Source organism: Noviherbaspirillum sp. (genome assembly GCF_035254685.1).
Classification (GTDB): domain Bacteria; phylum Pseudomonadota; class Gammaproteobacteria; order Burkholderiales; family Burkholderiaceae_D; genus Noviherbaspirillum.
On the sequence record NZ_DATFAI010000020.1, the window covers coordinates 270,673 to 290,925 of the forward strand.

Here is a 20,253-nt window from a genome sequence, read left to right on the forward strand (position 1 = left end):
CAAATATCATGCTCACTCCATTGCAGCAGGAAGCAATGGCACGTCGGGCAGTGCGTCGTGTAAATCGGGGAGCGGGCAGGAAAAAAGTACCGACGGGGATGGTTCGCGGTACAGAACCGGAGAACCATGTGCAGGCGCGAAAAGAGGAAGGGCGAGGTGCGCCTGGCTACCCCACCCTTCCTGTCGATGCGTCGAGAACGGACGCGGGGTTCAGCGTGCGCGCTGCTCGCTCGCCTGCGCGGCTGCGGCCACCATGTTGGCTTCGAAGGACTGCATTTGCAGGCCGATCTCCGTCATGTCGAGATTGGCGCGCTCCAGCTTCGGGAAGAACTGGGTTTCTTCTTCCTGGATGTGGCGCATCACCATGTCGAGCATCTGGCGCATCATCTGGTCGCATTGCGGATCGTCCGTCGAAGCGCCCTTCAGCGATTGCAACAGGTCGTCGACCTTGTGATGCTCTTCCTCGAAATGGCTGATCATTGTCGGATCGACATTGCGAACTGCGGGGTAAAACACGGTTTCTTCCATGCGCGAATGCATTTCCACGAGGGAGGTGATCTGTGGTGCCAGTTCGCGCTTGATGTCGGCCTTGTCGCTGCTGAGATAGGCGTTGGCAAGATCACGGACCATATTGTGCTCCTGCGTCAACGCTTCAACCGGGCGATCGGCGTGAAACGTGCCATGTTTCTCGTTCATGTTGGATTCCATTTCATGCTCCATGCTTGGATAGGTGGAAAGATGCTCGACGTCTCGCGGCGGCGGCGCTCCTGCAAGGGAAGTCGTGAAGGCGGCACCGGCATGTCAGGACGACGCGTCTGCTCGGCCGGGACGCGCCAATGCGCCGCCAGGCGCACGAGCATGTTCGATGGAGGGGTGCTTTCGAAGTTCAAAAAGAACAAGACCGGGAGAACAAGGACGAGGCCAGCCTGCTTGAGGGGAAATGGGTCAGTGGCGAACCAGGGATGGCACGGGCGCCGAAATCGAGATCACTGATCGCTGGAGGTACTCCCGGTCGTGGCTGCCGGGTTTTCATCGACATACCCTTCGACCATGTCGAAGAACCGGTCATAAAAGACACGCGTCTGGATGGTTTCGCTGCCGACTTTCACGAGTGAATCGTCGGAACTGCCGAAGGGCAAAGACAGGGAGCCGACCGCGCCCACGCCGATACTGGCGGAATTGCTGCTCTTCTTGAGGGCGTAGGTATCGCGCACAGCGTTGGCGAAGACGGTTGCGCTGTTGCTGCCGTCGGCGTTCGGCTCGCAGACCACGTGGAACTCGACCTGGATATGGCGCTCAGCGCCTGGCTGGAACTTCTTCAAGGCATTGACCTGGGAGCCGTTCATGTCGCGGATCACATATCCCTGGCTGAGCAGCGCGCGCCGCGCTCCTTCGCACACGACCTGGCTCGTTCCCGGCAGTGCGCGTGAATACATGTCGGTAGAGATGAACTCGTTACTTTCGATGTTGGCGCGCGGCGGCGGCGCCGAGGTGCAGGCGATGAGAAGCAGCGTGGACAAGGATGTGACGAGATAGCGTGGGAGTCGGGCCATACGGATTGCGGCGGAGAGGCGACGATGGAATTTTACCTTACGACACCTTGGCCCCGCCATCCCGCGCCCTTCCCTCCTGCCCCGAGCGGGGTATCAGGCAGTCGTGCCGAACAGTGTGCCGATCGCCGCCGTGACGCCCATTGCCAGTACGCTCCAGAAGGTGACCCGCAATACACCTTTCATGACGTCAGCGCCGCCTGTCTTCGCCGCCAAGCCACCGAGCAGTGCAAGAAAGAACAGCGATGCGACTGCAACCGCAGCGATCAGGTAGGACTGGGGCGACAATGCGGCGACCGCTAAAGGCAGTAGAGCGCCGGCGGAAAAGCTCAGGGCCGAGGCGAATGCTGCCTGCACTGGACGGGCGGTGAAAGCCTCCGTGATGCCCAGTTCGTCGCGTGCGTGCGCGCTGAGGGCATCATGCTTCATCAGTTGCGTCGCAACCTGTCGGGCTAGCGCTACGTCGAGGCCTCGGGCCACATAGATGCCGGTGAGTTCCTGGTGCTCGCCCTTGGGGTTTGCACCGAGCTCAAGTCGTTCCGTGGCGAGCGCCGCCTGCTCGGCATCGGCTTGCGACTGCACGGAAATGTATTCCCCAGTGGCCATCGACATCGCGCCTGCGACCAGGCTGGCGACACCGGCCACCAGGATGCTTTGCTGCGTGGCCTGGGATGCGGCCACGCCGAGGATGAGGCTCGATGTCGAGACGATGCCGTCGTTCGCACCCAGCACCGCGGCGCGCAGCCAGCCGACGCTCCCGAGCTTGTGTTGTTCACGATGTCGATGGATCACGATGGAAATCCGTTGAGAAAGTCTGGACCCAGAACATGTTCTCACGGATTTCCCGCATTTGCATTGACGCCGGTTACCGGCTGCACGCCTTTCAGCCTCCTTACTGCACCGAAATCGATTTGCCCGTCAGGGATGCATCGAAGATCAGTGTGCGCGGCCAGGTCGGCCAGTAGGCGTCGATCCAGCGGTTATTCGGATCGCCTTTCCTGGCAAAGGCGCCGATCGTGTGCATCATGGCGTTCGACAGGTCAAGCCGGCCCGGCATGTTCGCCGTGGTGTTCATGATGTTCGACATCAGCGACGGTCCGAAATTGCCGAAGACAAACGGCAGGTCGAACAGGTGCGCCGCGCCGTAGATATCGTTCCACGGTGCCGGCTGCTTGTCCCAGTTGAACTGGTAATACCAGACATCGGGCTGCTGCGTTTTCAGCGCATTCAGGATGTTGTCGCGGCTGGCGAGGAAGAAGATCTTGTTGAACTGATCCGACCGTGCAGTGAAGCCGGTGACCGGCGCGTCCACCGGCAGGTAGGCCGGCGCGATCCACTGGTCGACCGTGATCTGCGGCGGATCGTTTGGCCGGTAATTGAACTGGATGGAGAACAATTGCGCATCGGTGACGATGCGGGCGCTGCCGGGAATCCCGCTCACGAGCGGCAGGAAGGACGGGAACAGTTTGCCTTCGTCACGCGTATTGCCGGCCAGGACCGGCACCTTGGCATAATTGCCGACCTGGATGGATGCCACCGGGTCTGATGCCACCACGGTGCCATCCGGAATCGGACCGGATCCCGCCAGTCCCAAAGGCGTAAGCTTCGTGAGCAAGGTGGCGAACAGCGTGGCAGGACTCTTGGAGCGCAGGTACGTCGCAATCTGTTCGGGTGTCTGGCTGGCCACATAGGCCTGGGCGGACGCGGCGTCGCTTGCCTTGCCGTCGGCGATCAGGAGGTTGGCAAGCAATGCATTTCCCTGCGCGAGATAGGTCGACGCCGGCGACATGGTTGGAATGGTGCCCGACGGAAGATCGACAGCCAGCGACAGGCCGCCGCTGAGCGGAACCGCACGGTGGAACAGTTTCGGATTCGCGCTGGCCATCTCCGGCGAGGTCAGCAGAGCGTAGACGTTGATCGCGCCCGCTGACTGTCCCATGATGGTCACGTTGTCCGGATTCCCGCCGAAGTTCGCAATGTTGCGGCGGACGTAGCGCAAGGCCTTGATGCTGTCGAGGATGGCGAAGTTGCCGGAGTCGGTGTCGGCGTCCATGCCCGTCTTCAGTTGCGGCAGGTTGATGAATCCGAGAATGCCAAGCCGGAAGTTGACGGTGACGACGACTGATTCAGTGGTCTGCGCCAGGTTGGCGCCGTCATATACCGGATCGGCGGTGTAGCCTGACACATTGCTGCCGCCATGGAAGAAAACGATGACCGGCAGATTCGGCTTCTGGTTGGCGGGGCGCCAGATGTTGAGGTAGAGGCAGTCTTCAGTGCCGACCGCCTGGTTCAGGGTGGTGCCGATAGTTTCGTCATAGCGGTTGTTGGCGCCCGGTCCGTAGATGCGGCCATATTGTGCACAGGCATTGCCGAATGCCTTGGTCGGCAGCACGCCGTTCCACGCTGCCGGATCGAGCGGCGCTTTCCAGCGCAAATCCCCTACAGGCGGCCGCGCGTAGGGCACGCCTTTCCAGGCTAATGTCTTCGACGCGGGACCATTGTCCACGCCCTCGATCATTCCGTATTCCGTCGTGCGCACCGTCAGCGGATTCGTATTTCGGCCTTGTGACGTGTCCGGCCGGTTATCGTTGTTGGCATGGGCTGCGAGCAGGGGAATCGACAAGACAAATGCCGTCAGCCAGCGTGTTGGGCTACTCCACATCGTTCGTCTCCTTGTTGGGTGAAATCATTTGAAGGACTGCGTCGTGGCATTGCACCACGATGAATGAAGATTACCTGCGCATGTATCAAGCCTTCTCCGCATCGCGCCACTGTTTGCGGCGAATCAAGCGGAGCAATATTGCGCATTGGAAGTGCGGCCAAACGAAACGAAAAAAGCCCGCGAACCGGAAGGTTGCGGGCAAGGAACGTATCAGTGGGAGGAGACTGACGGATGCCAATTTACAGGTGCCGTGATGCCGTTTCAGCCACTCTTACATCCGTTTACCCCCGGTACATTGCGATACATTCGGACACAGACGTTCACACGGCTTCGGCCGTGCCCCAGTAGTGGTAAGTCATCGGGCGCGGGCCGGGCAGATACATGGTCTGCATGTCCTGCGAACGAAAGCCGGCGTCGCGGAGCAGTTGCGCAATATCCCTGTCCAGGTGGCATCCACCTGCAATTTTCGACCACAGTGGCGTGAGCCGGTGCTGCCATGCCTGCACCGAGGCATCGGGCGCCAGGCCGTGTTCGCAGAAGATCAGCCTGCCGCCGGGTTTGAGAACCCGCCGCATCTCCCGCAGTGCCGCCAGCGGATCGGGAATGGTGCACAGCGAATAAGTGACGAGCACGGTGTCAAAGCTGGCATCGTCGAAGGGGATGCGCTCGGCCGACAGGCCCACGAGTTCGACGGGAATGCCGTACTTGTGCGAACGCTCTGCCGCGAGACGATGCATCTCCAGGCCGGGATCGATGCCGGTCAGCGATTTCACCTGCGTCCTGTCGTAGTGCTCGAGGTTGCGTCCCGTGCCGATGCCGACCTCGAGCACGCGGCCCGTCGCCAGCGGAACCAGCTTGCGGCGCTGACGCCAGACCGGCTTGACGCCGCAGGCCAGATCGATGAGGTACGGCAGCACGTGGCGCTCGTACCAGTTGGGGGTATGTGTGTTTTTGTCAGCGTCCATGGGTTCCTTCGACATGCGGGCATCGACCAGCGTTGCGAATGTGCGCCAATCCTTGACTTCGGTCAACGGTTTCCGAACTGTAGATTTGTATCGAAAATTTCCATGGTTAAATGAACCGGTAACCAAAAGTGTAAATACAGCTTAACGGTCAAGGCCCAGGTGCACGAATGTCCAATTCCCAGACAGTCAATCGATCCGAATCAACCTATTACACATGGACAGAAGCCATGGCGATCGGCCATCCGATGATCGATGAGGACCATCGTCATATCTTTGATATTGCCAACCGGCTGCAGGCCGAACTTCTTGACGATCCCGAGCATTCGATCGTGGGCGAAGTGTTGGTCGAACTGATCGAGCATACGGGGGACCACTTCGTCCGCGAAGAAGCCTTGATGCAGGCGGCCAATTACCCGGGATATGCCATGCACAAGCAGGAGCATGGGGAACTGATGAAAATGGTGAACGACCTTCACTACCGCTTCATGAACCGCCCCGGCAACATCGCCGTGGACGTGGCTGATTTCTTCCGCAAGTCGCTGATTCCTCACTTTACCAACTGGGATGTGAAGCTCGGGCGGAGCATACTCCCAGCGGATTAGCCGACCTCCGCTTCAGGAGGAACCAGGCGCGGCATTTCGGTCGATCCGGCCAATCATCGCGTGCGCACCATCGCGTTGGCGATCACTCCAATGGCGATGACGCGTGCATCGTTGATGGCACATGAAGCTGTCGCAGGTGCAAAGCGACGCTTCAGCGTGGTGCTGGGCGTCCGAGGCACAGCCTGTCCTTGCATCCCGCCACCGCGCGGATTTCACCCCGCGCTTCATTTTCTGAATCAGGCAAAAGGCTGGAGCAGCGCAAACCCATGCCTGCGGCAATCCGCTAATATGTACGGTCATCCGACACGCCGCTCATCATCACCATCATGAACCAGGACGCCAGCAGCATCGCAGCCATCCTTGAACGCAGCTCCGCCGAACCGGGAGGACTGCTTCCCGCCCTCCACGCAATCCAGGACACGACAGGCTATATTCCGGAGGACCGCATCGCCGAAATTGCGCGCGCATTCAACCTGTCGCAGGCCGAGGTCTACGGCGTGATCAGCTTCTATCACGATTTCCGCATGACCCCACCCGCGAAACATGCGATCAGGATTTGCTGCGCCGAGGCATGCCAGAGTATGGGCTCGGAAAAACTGCTTGCACATGCGAAGCAGTCGCTCGGATGCGGCCTCCATGAAAAAACTGCCGACAGCATGTTCTCGCTCGAGTCCGTGTACTGTCTCGGCCACTGCGCCTGCTCACCGGCCATCATGCTCGATGGCGCGATGCATGCGCGGGTGACGCCGGAGCGACTCGACCAGCTCGTCGCCAACGTGAAGGAAAACCCATGACAATCCGGATCTTTGTGCCGCGAGACTCCACCGCGATTGCGCTAGGTGCACATGAGGTGGCGGAGGCGATCGCGGCGGAGGCGCATCGGCGTCGGATGGATATCCAGATCGTGCGCAACGGTACGCGCGGCATGCTGTGGCTGGAGCCGCTGGTCGAGGTGCAGACGCCTGCCGGGCGCATTGGCTTCGGGCCGGTGCAAGCCGCAGACGTCACTTCGCTGTTCGACGCAGGATTTCACACCGGGCATGCGCTGCATCCGCTCGCTGTCGGCCTGGTCGAACGCATTCCCTATTTCCGCAACCAGCAGCGTCTCACCTTCGCACGTGCCGGCATCACCGATCCGCTTTCGCTGTCGGACTATGAATTCCATGGCGGCTATGAAGGGCTGCGCGAGGCGCTCAAACTGGATGGCGCAAGCATCGTTGAAGCGATCAGCCAGTCCGGCCTGCGCGGGCGTGGCGGCGCAGCTTTCCCCGCCGGCATCAAATGGAAAACCGTGCTGGATGCGCCGGCTGCGCAGAAGTACGTGGTCTGCAATGCAGATGAAGGCGATTCCGGCAGCTTCGCCGACCGTATCCTGATGGAAGCCGATCCGTTTGCGCTGATCGAAGGCATGACGATCGCCGCCGTCGCGGTCGGTGCGAACAAGGGCTACATCTACGTGCGCAGCGAATATCCGCATGCCATCGACACGCTCAACGAGGCCATCGACATTGCGCTCGACAAGGGTTATCTCGGCGATGATGTGCTGGATTCCGGTAAGGCCTTCCACCTGCAGGTGCGCAAAGGCGCCGGCGCCTATATCTGCGGCGAGGAAACCGCCCTGCTGGAAAGCCTCGAAGGCAAGCGCGGAATCGTGCGCGCCAAGCCGCCCTTGCCCGCATTGCACGGACTGTTCGGCCAGCCGACCATCGTCAACAATGTGCTGACATTGGCCAGCGTGCCGGTGATCCTTGCCAGGGGCGCCGCGCATTACCGGGAATTCGGCACGGGGCGTTCGCGCGGCACGCTGCCGATTCAGCTCGCCGGAAACATCAAGCACGGCGGCCTGATCGAAATGCCGTTCGGTGTGCGGCTGCGCGACATCCTGTTCGACTATGGCGGTGGAACCGCATCAGGACGCCCAATCAAGGCGGTGCAGGTCGGCGGCCCGCTCGGCGCCTATGTGCCCGAGGCGCACTGGGACATGCCGCTCGACTATGAAACATTCGCCGGGTTCGGGGCGGTGCTTGGGCATGGCAGCATCGTGGTGCATGACGACACGGTGAACATGGCGAAGATGGCACGCTACGCGATGGAGTTCTGCGCGATCGAGTCCTGCGGCAAATGCACGCCATGCCGCATCGGTTCCACGCGTGGCGTCGAGGTCATGGACCGGATCATCACCGGCAAGGATCGGCCGCAGCAGATTCACCTCTTGCGCGATCTATGCGACACCATGCTGCACGGCTCGCTGTGCGCTATGGGTGGCATGACGCCCTACCCTGTCCTGTCGGCGCTCCACCACTTTCCGCAGGATTTCGGCCAGGAGATGCAATGAGGGAAACCATACTGAAGCGTGATTTCGGCACGCCGGCGAGCATCTCCACCGAGACTGTCACGCTGGAGATCGACGGCGTCGAAGTGACGGTCCCGGCCGGCACTTCGGTGATGCGCGCAGCTGCGGAAAGTGACGTCAACATTCCGAAACTCTGCGCCACCGAGAGCCTGGAAGCCTTTGGATCCTGCCGCCTGTGCCTCGTCGAAATCGAGGGGCGCAAGGGTTATCCTGCGTCCTGCACCACCCCGGTCGAGCCGGGCATGAAGGTGCGCACGCAGACGCCGAAGCTCCAGGCCTTGCGCAAGGGCGTCATGGAACTCTATGTCTCCGATCATCCGCTCGATTGCCTGACCTGCCCGGCGAATGGCAACTGCGAACTGCAGGATATGGCAGGTGTGGTCGGCTTGCGCGAAGTACGTTATGGCTTCGACGGCAGCAATCACCTTCGCGACAAGAAGGATGAATCGAATCCCTACTTTACCTACGATCCGTCGAAGTGCATCGTGTGCAGCCGCTGCGTGCGGGCCTGCGAGGAAATCCAGGGCACGTTCGCGCTCACAATTTCCGGGCGCGGTTTCGACTCGCGCGTGTCTCCGGGGCGCATGCAGCCCTTCATGGAATCCGAATGCGTTTCCTGCGGAGCCTGCGTGGAGGCCTGCCCCACGGCCACGCTGATGGAAAAAACCATCATCCAGCTTGGGCAGGCGGAGCACAGCATTACCACCACCTGCGCGTATTGCGGCGTCGGCTGTTCGCTGCGCGCCGAGATGAAAGGCAACGAAGTCGTACGCATGGTGCCGCACAAGGATGGCAAGGCCAACGAAGGACATGCCTGCGTGAAGGGACGCTTTGCGTGGGGCTATGCGACGCACAAGGACCGTATCACAAAGCCGATGATCCGCCGCAAGATCAGCGATCCCTGGCAGGAAGTGTCGTGGGACGAAGCGCTCGATTATGCCGCCTCGGAGTTCAAGCGCATACAGGCGAAATACGGCAGGGATTCCGTCGGCGGGATCGTGTCCTCGCGCTGCACCAACGAGGAAGACTACCTCATGCAGAAGCTGGTGCGGGCGGCGTTCGGCAACAACAACGTCGACAATTGCGCCCGCGTCTGCCATTCGCCGACCGGATACGGCCTGAAGCAGACCTTGGGCGAATCGGCCGGTACGCAGGCCTTCAAGTCGGTCGAACATTCGGACGTGATCATGGTGATCGGCGCCAATCCCAGCGACGGTCATCCGGTCTTCGCCTCGCGCCTGAAGCGGCGGTTGCGCGAGGGAGCAAAGCTGATCGTCATCGATCCGCGCCGCATCGACCTGGTGAAGTCGCCGCACGTCGCAGCGGATTTCCATCTGCAGTTGAAGCCGGGCACCAACGTGGCCGTCATCAGCGCGCTGGCGCATGTGATCGTGACCGAAGACCTGCTGCAAGAAGAATTCATCGCGCAACGCTGCGAGGAGAAATCCTTTGAACAGTGGAAGGCATTCGTGGCATTGCCGGAAAATTCGCCGGAAGCGATGGAAGCCGTCACAGGCGTTCCGGCGCAGATGATGCGCGATGCCGCGCGTCTCTACGCGACTGGCGGCAACGCGGCGATCTATTACGGGCTTGGCGTGACCGAGCATGCGCAGGGATCGACCATGGTGATGGGCATCGCCAACCTTGCGATGGCGACCGGCAATATCGGACGCGACGGCGTGGGCGTGAATCCGCTACGCGGGCAGAACAATGTGCAGGGCTCCTGTGACATGGGCTCCTTCCCGCATGAGCTGCCAGGGTATCGCCATGTGTCCGATGCAACGGCGCGCATGCAGTTCGAGGCCGCATGGGGCGTGGAACTGCAGCCCGAGCCGGGCCTGCGCATCCCGAACATGTTCGACGCTGCGCTGCATGGCAGCTTCAAGGGCCTGTACTGCCAGGGCGAGGATATCGTGCAATCGGACCCGAACACGCAGCATGTCGCGGCGGCGCTGTCGGCGATGGAATGCATTGTCGTGCAGGACATCTTCCTGAACGAGACCGCGAAATATGCGCATGTGCTGCTGCCCGGTTCCTCCTTCCTCGAAAAGGACGGCACTTTCACGAATGCCGAACGACGTATCTCGCGCGTACGCAAGGTGATGGCGCCCAAGGCCGGCTTTGCCGACTGGGAAGTGACGATGCACCTGGCGAAGCGCCTCGGTTATGACATGCATTACAACCATCCGTCCGAGATCATGGACGAGATCGCCATGCTGACGCCGACCTTCCGCGGTGTCAGCTACGCAAAGCTTGACCGCCTCGGCAGCATCCAGTGGCCGTGCACCGATGATGCACCGGAGGGAACGCCGATCATGCACAAGGAACAGTTCGTGCGCGGCAAGGGCCGGTTCATGCTCACGAAATACGTGGCGACCGATGAAAAAGTCACCCGCAAGTATCCGCTGATCCTCACCACCGGTCGTATCCTGTCGCAATACAACGCTGGCGTGCAGACGCGCCGCACCGAGAACGTGCGCTGGTATTCGGAAGACCGGCTGGAGATCCATCCGCATGATGCGCAGGAGCGCGGCGTCAAGGACGGCGACTGGGTCGGCGTGCAGAGCCGTGCCGGCGACACCGTCCTGCGCGCGCTTGTCACCGAACGCGTGCAGCCCGGCGTGGTGTACAGCACCTTCCATTTCCCGGAGTCGGGCGCGAACGTCATCACCACCGATAATTCCGACTGGGCCACCAATTGCCCGGAGTACAAGGTGACGGCGGTGCAGGTCATGCCGGTCACCCATCCGTCGGCGTGGCAGCAGCATTTTTCGGAATTCAGCCGCACGCAGCTCGGGCTGCTCCATGCCGCTGCACCGGCTGGAAGCGAGTGAGGCAGCATGGACGACATGGAAACAATCGACTGCCGCGCCGATCGCCACGCGGTGACGCGCCTGCGCGACGGAACATGGATGGATGCGCACGATGACCTGGCGGAGGAAGTACCGGTCGCGCTGGAGTACAACGGCATTTCGCATGCCGTCATGCTGGCCACGCCGGCCGACCTGGAGGAATTCGCGCTCGGATTTTCCCTCAGCGAAGGATTGATTGCGTCGCCGCAGGAGTGCCATGACATCACGACGTCGCGCAGCAGCGCGGGCATTACGGTGCACCTCGCCATCGGCAACGCGGCATTTGCGCAACTGAAGGAGCGCCGCCGCAACCTTGCCGGGCGCACTGGCTGCGGGCTGTGCGGCACGGAAAGCCTTGAGCACGTGCTCCGCTCATTGCCGCGCCTCTCGCGTCCCGCACCGCCCCGCCCGCTATCGCCCTCAGGGATACGTCGTGCCCTCGCTGGCCTGGACGCCCTGCAACCGCTCAACCGCATGACCGGAGGTACGCATGCCGCTGCATGGTGCGCGCCGGATGGCGAACTGCGGTTCGTCTTCGAGGACGTGGGCCGGCACAATGCACTCGACAAACTGATCGGTGCGATGGCCAGGTCTCGCGCGGATTTCGCGGACGGTTTCGCGCTGATCACGAGCCGCGCTAGCGTGGAGATGGTGCAGAAGGCGATCACAGTGGGAATGCCGGCGCTGGTCGCGATTTCAGCGCCGACGTCGCTGGCAGTGCGCGTGGCACGCGAGCACGGCATGACGCTGGTCGCCTTCGCGCGCGGGGATGATTTCGCGGCTTATGCGCATCGAGCCAACATCAGGGCGGAATAGCACTATGGATATCGCAAACCTTGTCAAGATGGCCAACCAGATTGGCGACTATTTCGAGGCCTGGCCTGACCAGGCGGAAGCTTCGCTGGAAATCGCCAGCCACCTGCGCAGGTTCTGGGCGCCGGCCATGCGCAGCGAGCTGCTGCGCCATGTGGACGAGAACTGTGGCGAGGGCCTGAAGGATCTGGTCCTGTCCTCGATCAGGCAGCATCGGGACAAGCTGGAAGCACACGCATGAATTGGCCGCCGCGGCGTCAGGCTATCTTTGCGACAACCTCGCGGGCTACAACGACGCGACGTTTCCCCAAGGCCTTGGCTTCATACATCGCATCGTCGGCGCAGTGGAAAATTGCCTTGCCGGTCAACCCGGAATCCGGAAAGCCGGCCACGCCGATGCTTGCCGAAATTTCCATCTCAAGCGCATCAATGACATAGGGGACAGAAAGACTGTCCACCAGCTTGCCTGCCACCACGGCAGCGTCCTCGACGGCGGCATCGATCAGGACCACCCCGAACTCGTCGCCGCCGAGGCGCGCGGCCAGGTCGGATTCGCGAATTCCTGTCTTCAACCTTTCCGCCACCATGCATAGCAGCCTGTCACCCATCGCATGGCCGTACTCGTCATTGATTTTCTTGAAACCGTCGAGATCGATGTACAAAACGGACAGGAAGGAGCCGTTACGCTGGCAGAGCGCCAGCTGCTTCTCGACGATTTCAGCGATCAAGGCGCGATTCGGCAGACCTGTCAGCGCATCGTGCCTGGCCTGGTGCCGCGCCTCATGCAGCATGCCCGACGCTCTCACCAGCGACGCCCCCACTTCATCCGCTTCTTTCACGTGCAGGGGCGGCACAACAACGGCATCTCCCGCACCGAGCGCCAGTGCCGGTCCGCGCAGTCCACGGATCGAGCGCGCAATGCGGTCTCCAATCCACCACGCCATTCCGAGGCTGCAAGCAAGCAGGATGGCCGCGGCAAGGATGAGCCAGGACAGCGTACGCCACAATTCGTGTTTCAGGGCGCTGGTCGGAATATCGATGGCGACTGTCCAGTTTGACACCGCGGACCGGCTGAAAACTGTCACAGCGGGGATGCCGTCGCTGGTGACGCGCTCGAACGCCCCTTCCCTGGCGCCAGAGATCTTCTGGAGCAGGAGAGGAAAACTCTTCTTGCCGACATTTTGCGTATTGTCGCGAGTGCGGGCGACGACCGTGCCGTTGCCGTCAAAAATGACCCCGGTCCAGCCCGGCGGCAGGTTCTGCCGGTGCAGCAGGTTGACGAAGCGTTCCGCAAAGACGCCGGAGCTGAGGGCGCAAATCTCTATACCCGGGCAGTGCACCGGCACGCCGACCGCGATGGCAGGGCGTCCGAAGATGGGTCCGTAAAACAGGTCGGACACCATTGGCTTGCCGGTCCTTGCCATTGCCGCCATGGGAATGGTACGGGCATGAGAGGGAAGCTGTGCACCATATGGCCGGCTGGTATTGATCAGTTGAGCGCCACGGAGGTCGCTGAGCACAATATTGTCGCCGAACTGGTGCTGCAGCACGTCCTTTGCCTGATCGTAAAACGCAGCAAAGTTGTGCGATGCCAGGTGAGGCGAAGTGCCAAGCGCATTCAGGGATGCGGTGATGGTTGCCAGGTCGCCATCGAGCACGGCTGCCATGGCATGGACGGTCGACAGCGAATTGCTTGCAAGCTGCTCGCGCGCCCGCTGATAGTCATGAAAAATCAGCAACGCGGCCATGGCAACCGCCGGCAGGATGCAGCCCATGACAAGGAGTACCAGCTGCGAGCGAATGGAAGGACTTTTGCTCACTTGCATTTGGCGTGGACCTCCGCGCAGACAGAATGATTGTGCACGCAGCATCCATTACTAAAACATCGATTCCCCATTCTACATTACCTTAGGGAAACTTTTCATCGATTTCGATGACGTGCCGCTAAAGCAGCCAGTCAAAGGGCAGCAGCGAGAGCAGGAAGATGCCCGCGCGCTGCCAGAAGCCTGCCCCTGGCTCGGTGTCATGGCGCAGTATCTCGCCGTCCCGCCGTTCTATCCAGTAGATGCTGCCATCCTGATCGAGCAGTGCTTCATAGGCGGCGAATGGCACGCGACGGGCGAAGGCATCGGCGATCTGGTTCGCCAGCGCGGGGCTTTCGATGATGAAGCCCAGTTCCGTATTCAGGCGTGCCGAGCGCGGGTCAAAGTTGAAGGAGCCGATGAACACGCGCGAGCGGTCGACGGCGAATGTCTTCGCATGCAGGCTGGAACCGGACGACCCGCCGGAGAAACCGCCCAGACGGCGCTCTTCCGGTTCCGGTCCGAGCCGCTTCATCTCGAACAAGCGGACGCCGGCGGCAAGCAGTTCCTTGCGCCGCTTTGCATAACCGGCATGCACCACCCTGACATCCGTCGCTTCCAGCGCGTTGGTGAGCACGCTGATCCTCATGCCGCGCTGTGCCATTGCGGCGAAGGTCGCGACTCCGCTTGAGGTCGGCACGAAATACGGTGAGACCAGCTCAACTTCGCTCTTTGGTTCGCCGATGGCCTGCTTCAGCTTGTCCGGAAACTGGTCTGCGCGAGGCGCCTTTCCGAGTGCCTTGTCGGGGCTGTCGCTGACGATCTGCGTTCTCGCCCATTCGAATGGCAGCGTTCCGTTGCCCAACTCGCGTTCAAAGGGAGATTCGTGCACCGTTCGGATGTATGCCAGCGCGTGCGGGGTGTTCCTGGTGTACGACGCGCCAGCCTGCCACGACGGCGCGGGGGCGTCCGCAGCGGGCGGCAACAGTCTGCGGAGAGGATAGGATGCGCCGCTGGCCCAATAGCGGTCGAAGTCGCGTGAGACGGCATCGACGATCGGGCCTATCGCCAGCACATCCAGATCGGCGAACAGGACGTCGTTTGTCGCGCCGAAGTAGGCATCGCCGATATTGCGTCCGCCGATGATGGTTGCCTGGTTGTCGGCGGTGAAGGACTTGTTGTGCATGCGGCGGTTCAGGCGCGAAAAATCAGTGAGGTAGCCGAGCCAGCGCATGGAGCGCAGCGCGAAGGGATTGAACAGCCGCACTTCGATGTTGGGATGGGCGTCCAGCGCCGCAAGCACAGGGTCCAGTCCGGCGGTGTTGTTGTCGTCCAGCAGGAAGCGTACGCGCACGCCACGATCGGCGGCATCGTGCAGCGCGTCGAGGAGCAAGCTGCCGGTCATGTCCTTGCGCCAGATGTAGTACTGCACGTCCAGCGTGCGTTCGGCGGATTGCGCCAGCAGCGAGCGTGCCGCGAACGCATCTCGCGCATTGCGCAAGGGATAAATGCCGGAGGTGCCCGGATGCGCCGCGACCAGGGGCGCCATGGTTCTTCCGATCCGCGTGTGCGCCGTATCGGTGATGACGGTCGATACGCTTCGCCCTTCCAGCGAGGGCAGGCTGGCGCATCCTGTGAGGATGCCGGCGCACAGTACGGCAACGATCATGCACGACGCCGCAAGCCCGCGGAGCCAATACGCCTGCGCAGACGGGCGGCATTCCAATGGATGAATCGTGCGCATGGCGAGAGGCCCGGGTAATTCCTGAAGGTGTCCGGACAAGGAATTGCGGTTCGCGCCCGTCCATTGCCCTTGTTTCCAGCTTATCGCGTTTCGACAGGCGGTCAACACCGGCGCCGCTGATGAAATTCAAGCTTCCGGCTGGCATCGTGGCTTTGAGCATCAACAGCGCTTGGCTTATAATAAGCTCTGCTTACAAGTTGTAATTGAGAAATTTCATGGACCTTCCCCAAGACAGTTTCGGTTTCCTGATTGCCGATCTTTCACGCCTCATGCGCCAGGCATACCAGCAACGCACCGGCGCAAGCAGTCTCACACTTGCTCAGGCCAGGGCGCTGCTTTATGTGGCGCGTCATGAAGGAATACGGCAAGTCGACCTCGCCGGATTGCTCGAAGTGCAACCGATCACGCTCGCCCGCCTGATCGACCATCTGCATCAGGAGGGCCTGGTCGAGCGGCGCAGCGATCCGTCCGATCGCCGCGTCTACCGCCTGCACGTCACCCCTGCCGCAACAACCCGCCTCCAGGCGATTCGTGAAGTCGTCGCCAAGGTCCGTGCCGATGTCCTGCGCAATATTGAGCCGGAGAATGCGGCCCTTGTCCTCGCTACCCTGAACAGGATGCGCAACAACCTCCTCGCGCATTCCCGCAACAGCCAAGGAGGGAATGAACAATGACTCAAGATATTCAAGCCGATCAGCACGCCCTGGCGGCGGCCCGCTCGCGCAAGCTGCGCATGAAGCGTTTGCTGCTGCTGGTGGTCATTCCGCTGACTGCTGCCGTCATCGGCCTCGCCTTCTACATGAAAGGTGGCCGCTTTGTCGAAACCGACAACGCCTATGTCAAGGCGGACAAGATTCCGGTGAGCGCTGAAGTCTCCGGTGCGGTGAAGGAAGTGCTGGTCGACGAAAATCAGAAAGTCGCGGCAGGCCAGATCCTGTTCCGCCTCGATCCTGCATCGTTCCGGGTCACGGTGGCCAAGTCCGAAGCAAAACTGGCGCAGGTGCGCACCGACCTCGCCGCCCTCAAGGCAAGTTATCGCCAGAAGCAGGCGGAAATCGCACTCGCCCGCACCAAACATGCGTTCGCGCTGAAGGAACAGCGGCGGCAGGCTGACCTGGCCGCGCGCAACTTCATCTCGCCGGCCAGGCTCGACGAGGCCAGGGAAAACGCGGACATTGCCGCGCAACAGATCACCACGCTCGAGCAGGACCTCAAGCGCATCGCCGAAACCCTCGGCGGCAGCGTGGACGCGCCGGTGGAACAGCATCCTAGCTACCTCGCCGCGCAGGCGGAACTGCAGCAGGCCAGGCTCGACCTCACGCGCATCGAAGTGCGCGCCCCGCTGCCCGGCGTGGTCAGCAAGCCGCCCAAGCCTGGCCAGTATGTCGCCGCCGGCAGCACCGCCATGGCGCTGGTGGCAAGCAACAACCTGTGGATCGAGGCCAACTTTACCGAGACCGACCTGACGAACGTCGTGCCGGGGCAGCTGGTTACCATTCACGTCGATACTTATCCGGATGCCGAATGGAGCGGCGTGGTCGAAAGCCTGAGTCCCGCCACCGGGGCCGAATTCTCCATCATCCCGGCGCAGAACGCGACCGGCAACTGGGTAAAAATCGCGCAGCGCGTGCCTCTGCGCATCCGGCTCGACACCAGGCCGAACCTGCCGCAACTGCGCGCCGGATTGTCCACCACCGTGGAAATCGACACTGGGCACCGTCGCCGCCTGTTCGGCTTTTCGCTGTAAGAAGGAAGCATGAACGCAGGCCATCCCGAAGACGCACATCGCGGCCTCGTCACGGTTTCCGTGATGCTCGCCACGATCATGCAAGCGCTGGATACAACGATCGCCAACGTGGCGCTGCCGCACATGCAAGGCAGCATGAGCGCGACCCAGGACCAGATTTCCTGGGTGCTCACTTCCTATATCGTGGCGGCGGCCATCTTCATGCCGCTCACCGGCTTCCTTACCGCACGCTTCGGCCGCAAGCGGATTTTCATGTGGGCCGTGGTTGGATTCACGATTGCCTCCATGATGTGCGGCGCGGCGCAGAGCCTGACGCAGATCGTGCTGTTCCGCCTGCTGCAGGGCGTGTTCGGCGCGAGCCTGGTGCCGTTGTCGCAATCGGTGCTGCTTGACACCTATCCGCGTGAGCAGCATGGCTCGGCGATGGCGCTATGGGGCGTGGGCGTGATGGTCGGTCCCATTCTCGGCCCGACGCTTGGCGGCTGGCTGACCGAGTACTATAACTGGCGCTGGGTGTTCTACATCAACCTGCCTTTCGGCCTGCTAGCATGGTCCGGCCTTGCTGCCTATGTGCGCGAAACCGAGATCGACCGCTCGCGCCGCTTCGATCTGCTCGGTTTTGCGTTCCTCAGCATCAGCATCGGCGCACTGCAGATGATGCTCGACCGCGGCGAATCGCTCGACTGGTTCTCGAGCCGCGAAGTGGTGATTGAAGCGATGCTTGCCGGCTTGTGCTTTTATCTATTCGTTGCGCACATCTTCACCGACGAGCATCCGTTCATCGAGCCCTCGCTGTTCAAGGACCGCAACTTCAGCGTCGGGCTGATTTTCATTTTCATCATCGGCATCATCCTGCTGGCGACGATGGCCCTGTTGCCGCCCTTCCTGCAGAACCTGATGGGCTATCCGGTGATCGATGTCGGCTACCTGCTGGCACCGCGCGGCGTGGGCACCATGATCGCGATGATGGTGGTCGGCAAACTGTCCGGCAAGGTCGATGTGCGCTACAAGATCTTCCTCGGATTGATGCTGACCAGTCTCTCGCTCTGGGAAATGACGCATTTCAATACGGACATCACTGGCTGGGACGTGGTACGCACCGGTATCACCCAGGGGCTGGGGCTCGGCTTCATCTTCGTGCCGCTGTCGACCATCACTTTCTCGACATTGGCGCCGCGTTACCGCAACGAGGGCACATCTCTGTTCAGCCTGGTGCGCAACATCGGCAGCAGCATCGGCATTTCGGTGGTGATCACCATGCTGTCGCAGAACCTGCAGGCCAACCATGCGGCGCTGGCGGATTACATCAATCCGTTCAGCCTCGCCTTGCGGCAGGCCGCCGAATCCGGCGCGGTCAACCTTAATTCCGCGCAGGGGCTTGCCATGATCAATGCTGAAGTGACAAAACAGGCTGCGACGCTCGCCTACCTGCAGGATTTCCGTCTGATGATGTGGATCACGCTCGCCGCCCTGCCCCTGATCTTCCTTCTTAAAACGCCATTGAAGAAAGCGCCGGGAGAAGTGCACGCCGCGCTCGATTAAGAGGGTGTCCGAACGATTTGTGAGAACGCATTTTCCCCTCACATAGAGTTTTCTAGACGTCCCTCGAAAACCCAAAACATTTTCGTGTTCTTCGTGGGGCACGCCGAGTGTTTTTCGTGGACAAAAATCGTCCAGTTAACCAGTCAGACGAAGCCAGCTCACATCTGCGGCACGCGGAAGGATTCAAGCCATCGGCGCACGCGACCCGCATCCGCCGCACGGCCATGCTTGCCCTTTGCATCAAGGAAGACCATCACGATGGCCCGGCCCCGGATCATGGTTTGCATGACAAGGCAGCGACCCGCTTCGGAAATGTAGCCCGTTTTCTGCAGGACGATGTCCCAGCCGGGATTGGCGACCAGGTGATTGGAGTTCCGGTATTGCAGCGAGGGACCGCCCGGCTGGACTTCATATTCACGGTTGGTGGAATATTCACGAATGATGGGGTACTTCTGCGCCGCCATCACGAGCCTGGCAAGATCGCGCGCACTCGACACGTTCTCGCTGGAGAGCCCGGTCGGCTCGACGTAATGCGTGTCGTTCATGCCAAGCTCCGTCGCCTTGGCATTCATGGCCGCCACGAATGCTTTCAGGCCGCCCGGGTAGTTGCGCCCGAGCGCCGAGGCTGCGCGATTTTCCGAACTCATGAGCGCGATGTGCAGCATATCGGCGCGGGTGAGCCGTGAGCCGACGCGCAGTCGCGACGAAGTTCGCTTGATCTGGTCGATATCATCGGCCGTTACTTCCAGCACTTCGTCCATGTCCTGGCGCGCCTCGACCACGACCATTGCCGTCATCAGCTTGCTGATGGATGCGATCGGCTGCACTGCGTTCGCGTTCTTTTCGAACAGCACGCTGGAGGTGGACGGATCCCACACCAGCACCGCGTTTGAAAGCAGGTCAAGGCGGTTTTCATTCGAAGATGGCCGTTGCGGCTCGCCAGATTCCGCAGTCAGGGTGGTTCGTGTCGATGTCGACTTTGGCGCATGCGCCAGTGCCACCCGTCGCGAGCGCCGAAGCGCATGCTTCTTCGCCGCAGCCTTTTTTCGCGGGACTGCCGTTGCCTTGGCATGCCGGCTTGATGGCCCTCGTGGAATTGCCCTTGCATTGCGAACATGTCGTCGTCCTTCTGCGGCATGCCCTTTGTGCGATGCGGATTTTCTTGCCGACGACGTCTTCCCGCCCTCGCTCGCCCAGGCTGACGATATGAAAAACGTGAGGTGCAGCGACATCAGCACGATCGCAAGCACAAGCCTGCCCGCCTGCTGCATTTTTGTTCGGTGCATTCGTGACGTCATGAACCGCTGATGCATCATAGTCAACAACGCGTTCTGACCTTCGAGACGATGCAGTTGACGGACAGGGAAGGATTTGAGCCGGAGGCGTGTGATGAAGGCCAGAGCGAATCCGCCGCTTGCCCACATCCATTCATAGATAGAGATATCAGGTGCAATCATTCTTTCGTTCTGGTATCCGCGTACCAGTCGGACGGGCTGCACGCCGCGTCGCGCACACGAAACCAGCTCAGAAATTGCGGGACTTCCGGCGAAGTCGCAGCAACAGGAAAGAAAGGCCTGCAGGACGAGTGTCCGTCATGAACGCCCGATCCTGCGGGCCGATG

The 20,253-nt window shown here is 61.3% G+C and carries 17 protein-coding genes; 9 read left to right on the forward strand and 8 right to left on the reverse strand.

The window, feature by feature from the left end; genetic code table 11:
- Window positions 1-210: 210 nt before the first annotated feature.
- The 5 genes from VJ698_RS07100 to VJ698_RS07120 all read right to left on the reverse strand — a co-directional run bounded on the left by VJ698_RS07100 (window position 211) and on the right by VJ698_RS07120 (window position 5,177).
- The gene (locus tag VJ698_RS07100) at window positions 211-696 is read right to left on the reverse strand and encodes a hemerythrin domain-containing protein (protein ID WP_324102018.1); all 486 of its coding nucleotides are present in this window, start codon (window positions 694-696) and stop codon (window positions 211-213) included.
- Window positions 697-986: 290 nt separating this feature from the next.
- Window positions 987-1,553: a DUF2242 domain-containing protein gene (locus VJ698_RS07105; protein WP_324102019.1), complete on the reverse strand. Its 567-nt coding sequence runs from the start codon at window positions 1,551-1,553 to the stop codon at window positions 987-989.
- A 93-nt stretch (window positions 1,554-1,646) separates the two neighbouring features.
- Window positions 1,647-2,342, reverse strand: a complete 696-nt coding sequence (locus tag VJ698_RS07110; protein WP_324102020.1) for a VIT family protein — start codon at window positions 2,340-2,342, stop codon at window positions 1,647-1,649.
- A 100-nt stretch (window positions 2,343-2,442) separates the two neighbouring features.
- A complete protein-coding gene (locus VJ698_RS07115; protein ID WP_324102021.1) occupies window positions 2,443-4,212 on the reverse strand; it encodes a carboxylesterase/lipase family protein in 1,770 nt (589 codons plus the stop codon).
- A 320-nt stretch (window positions 4,213-4,532) separates the two neighbouring features.
- Window positions 4,533-5,177: a class I SAM-dependent methyltransferase gene (locus tag VJ698_RS07120; protein ID WP_324102022.1), complete on the reverse strand. Its 645-nt coding sequence runs from the start codon at window positions 5,175-5,177 to the stop codon at window positions 4,533-4,535.
- Window positions 5,178-5,344: 167 nt separating this feature from the next.
- On the opposite strand from VJ698_RS07120, the gene VJ698_RS07125 reads away from it, so the two are divergent.
- The 6 genes from VJ698_RS07125 (at window position 5,345) to VJ698_RS07150 (ending at window position 12,038) form a co-directional block, all read left to right on the forward strand.
- Window positions 5,345-5,779, forward strand: coding sequence for a bacteriohemerythrin (locus tag VJ698_RS07125; RefSeq protein WP_324102023.1), 435 nt, complete (start codon window positions 5,345-5,347; stop codon window positions 5,777-5,779).
- Window positions 5,780-6,105: 326 nt separating this feature from the next.
- Window positions 6,106-6,573, forward strand: coding sequence for a formate dehydrogenase subunit gamma (locus tag VJ698_RS07130; protein ID WP_324102024.1), 468 nt, complete (start codon window positions 6,106-6,108; stop codon window positions 6,571-6,573).
- The gene (locus tag VJ698_RS07135; protein ID WP_324102025.1) at window positions 6,570-8,114 is read left to right on the forward strand and encodes a formate dehydrogenase beta subunit; all 1,545 of its coding nucleotides are present in this window, start codon (window positions 6,570-6,572) and stop codon (window positions 8,112-8,114) included. Before VJ698_RS07130 ends, VJ698_RS07135 begins: the two co-directional genes overlap by 4 nt.
- Window positions 8,111-10,966, forward strand: coding sequence for a formate dehydrogenase subunit alpha (gene fdhF / locus VJ698_RS07140; protein WP_324102026.1), 2,856 nt, complete (start codon window positions 8,111-8,113; stop codon window positions 10,964-10,966). Before VJ698_RS07135 ends, fdhF begins: the two co-directional genes overlap by 4 nt.
- Before the next feature lie 15 nt (window positions 10,967-10,981).
- Window positions 10,982-11,800 (forward strand): formate dehydrogenase accessory sulfurtransferase FdhD, encoded by an 819-nt coding sequence (gene fdhD / locus VJ698_RS07145; RefSeq protein ID WP_324102027.1) that lies wholly within the window; start codon window positions 10,982-10,984, stop codon window positions 11,798-11,800.
- Window positions 11,801-11,804: 4 nt separating this feature from the next.
- Window positions 11,805-12,038 carry a formate dehydrogenase subunit delta gene (locus VJ698_RS07150; RefSeq protein ID WP_324102028.1) on the forward strand — a complete coding sequence of 78 codons (234 nt, stop codon included), beginning with the start codon at window positions 11,805-11,807 and terminating at the stop codon, window positions 12,036-12,038.
- 16 nt (window positions 12,039-12,054) lie between these two features.
- Here the strand turns inward: VJ698_RS07150 and VJ698_RS07155 are convergent, their stop codons facing one another.
- Together VJ698_RS07155 and VJ698_RS07160 are read right to left on the reverse strand one after the other, a co-directional pair.
- Window positions 12,055-13,623: a sensor domain-containing diguanylate cyclase gene (locus VJ698_RS07155; protein ID WP_324102029.1), complete on the reverse strand. Its 1,569-nt coding sequence runs from the start codon at window positions 13,621-13,623 to the stop codon at window positions 12,055-12,057.
- 118 nt (window positions 13,624-13,741) lie between these two features.
- Window positions 13,742-15,268: a phospholipase D family protein gene (locus VJ698_RS07160; RefSeq protein WP_324102030.1), complete on the reverse strand. Its 1,527-nt coding sequence runs from the start codon at window positions 15,266-15,268 to the stop codon at window positions 13,742-13,744.
- Window positions 15,269-15,558: 290 nt separating this feature from the next.
- Here VJ698_RS07160 and VJ698_RS07165 point away from each other — a divergent pair, with 290 nt between their 5' ends.
- Genes VJ698_RS07165 through VJ698_RS07175 form a run of 3 tightly spaced genes read left to right on the forward strand, consistent with a single transcriptional unit; the run spans window position 15,559 to window position 18,632 of the window.
- Window positions 15,559-16,017 carry a MarR family winged helix-turn-helix transcriptional regulator gene (locus VJ698_RS07165; protein ID WP_324102031.1) on the forward strand — a complete coding sequence of 153 codons (459 nt, stop codon included), beginning with the start codon at window positions 15,559-15,561 and terminating at the stop codon, window positions 16,015-16,017.
- A complete protein-coding gene (locus VJ698_RS07170) occupies window positions 16,014-17,090 on the forward strand; it encodes an HlyD family secretion protein (protein ID WP_324102032.1) in 1,077 nt (358 codons plus the stop codon). The genes VJ698_RS07165 and VJ698_RS07170 overlap by 4 nt, the downstream gene beginning before the upstream one ends.
- Before the next feature lie 9 nt (window positions 17,091-17,099).
- A complete protein-coding gene (locus VJ698_RS07175) occupies window positions 17,100-18,632 on the forward strand; it encodes a DHA2 family efflux MFS transporter permease subunit (protein WP_324102033.1) in 1,533 nt (510 codons plus the stop codon).
- Window positions 18,633-18,790: 158 nt separating this feature from the next.
- Here VJ698_RS07175 and pbpG read toward each other — a convergent pair whose 3' ends face one another.
- Window positions 18,791-20,089, reverse strand: a complete 1,299-nt coding sequence (pbpG, locus tag VJ698_RS07180) for a D-alanyl-D-alanine endopeptidase (RefSeq protein ID WP_324102034.1) — start codon at window positions 20,087-20,089, stop codon at window positions 18,791-18,793.
- Between the last annotated feature and the right edge of the window lie 164 nt (window positions 20,090-20,253).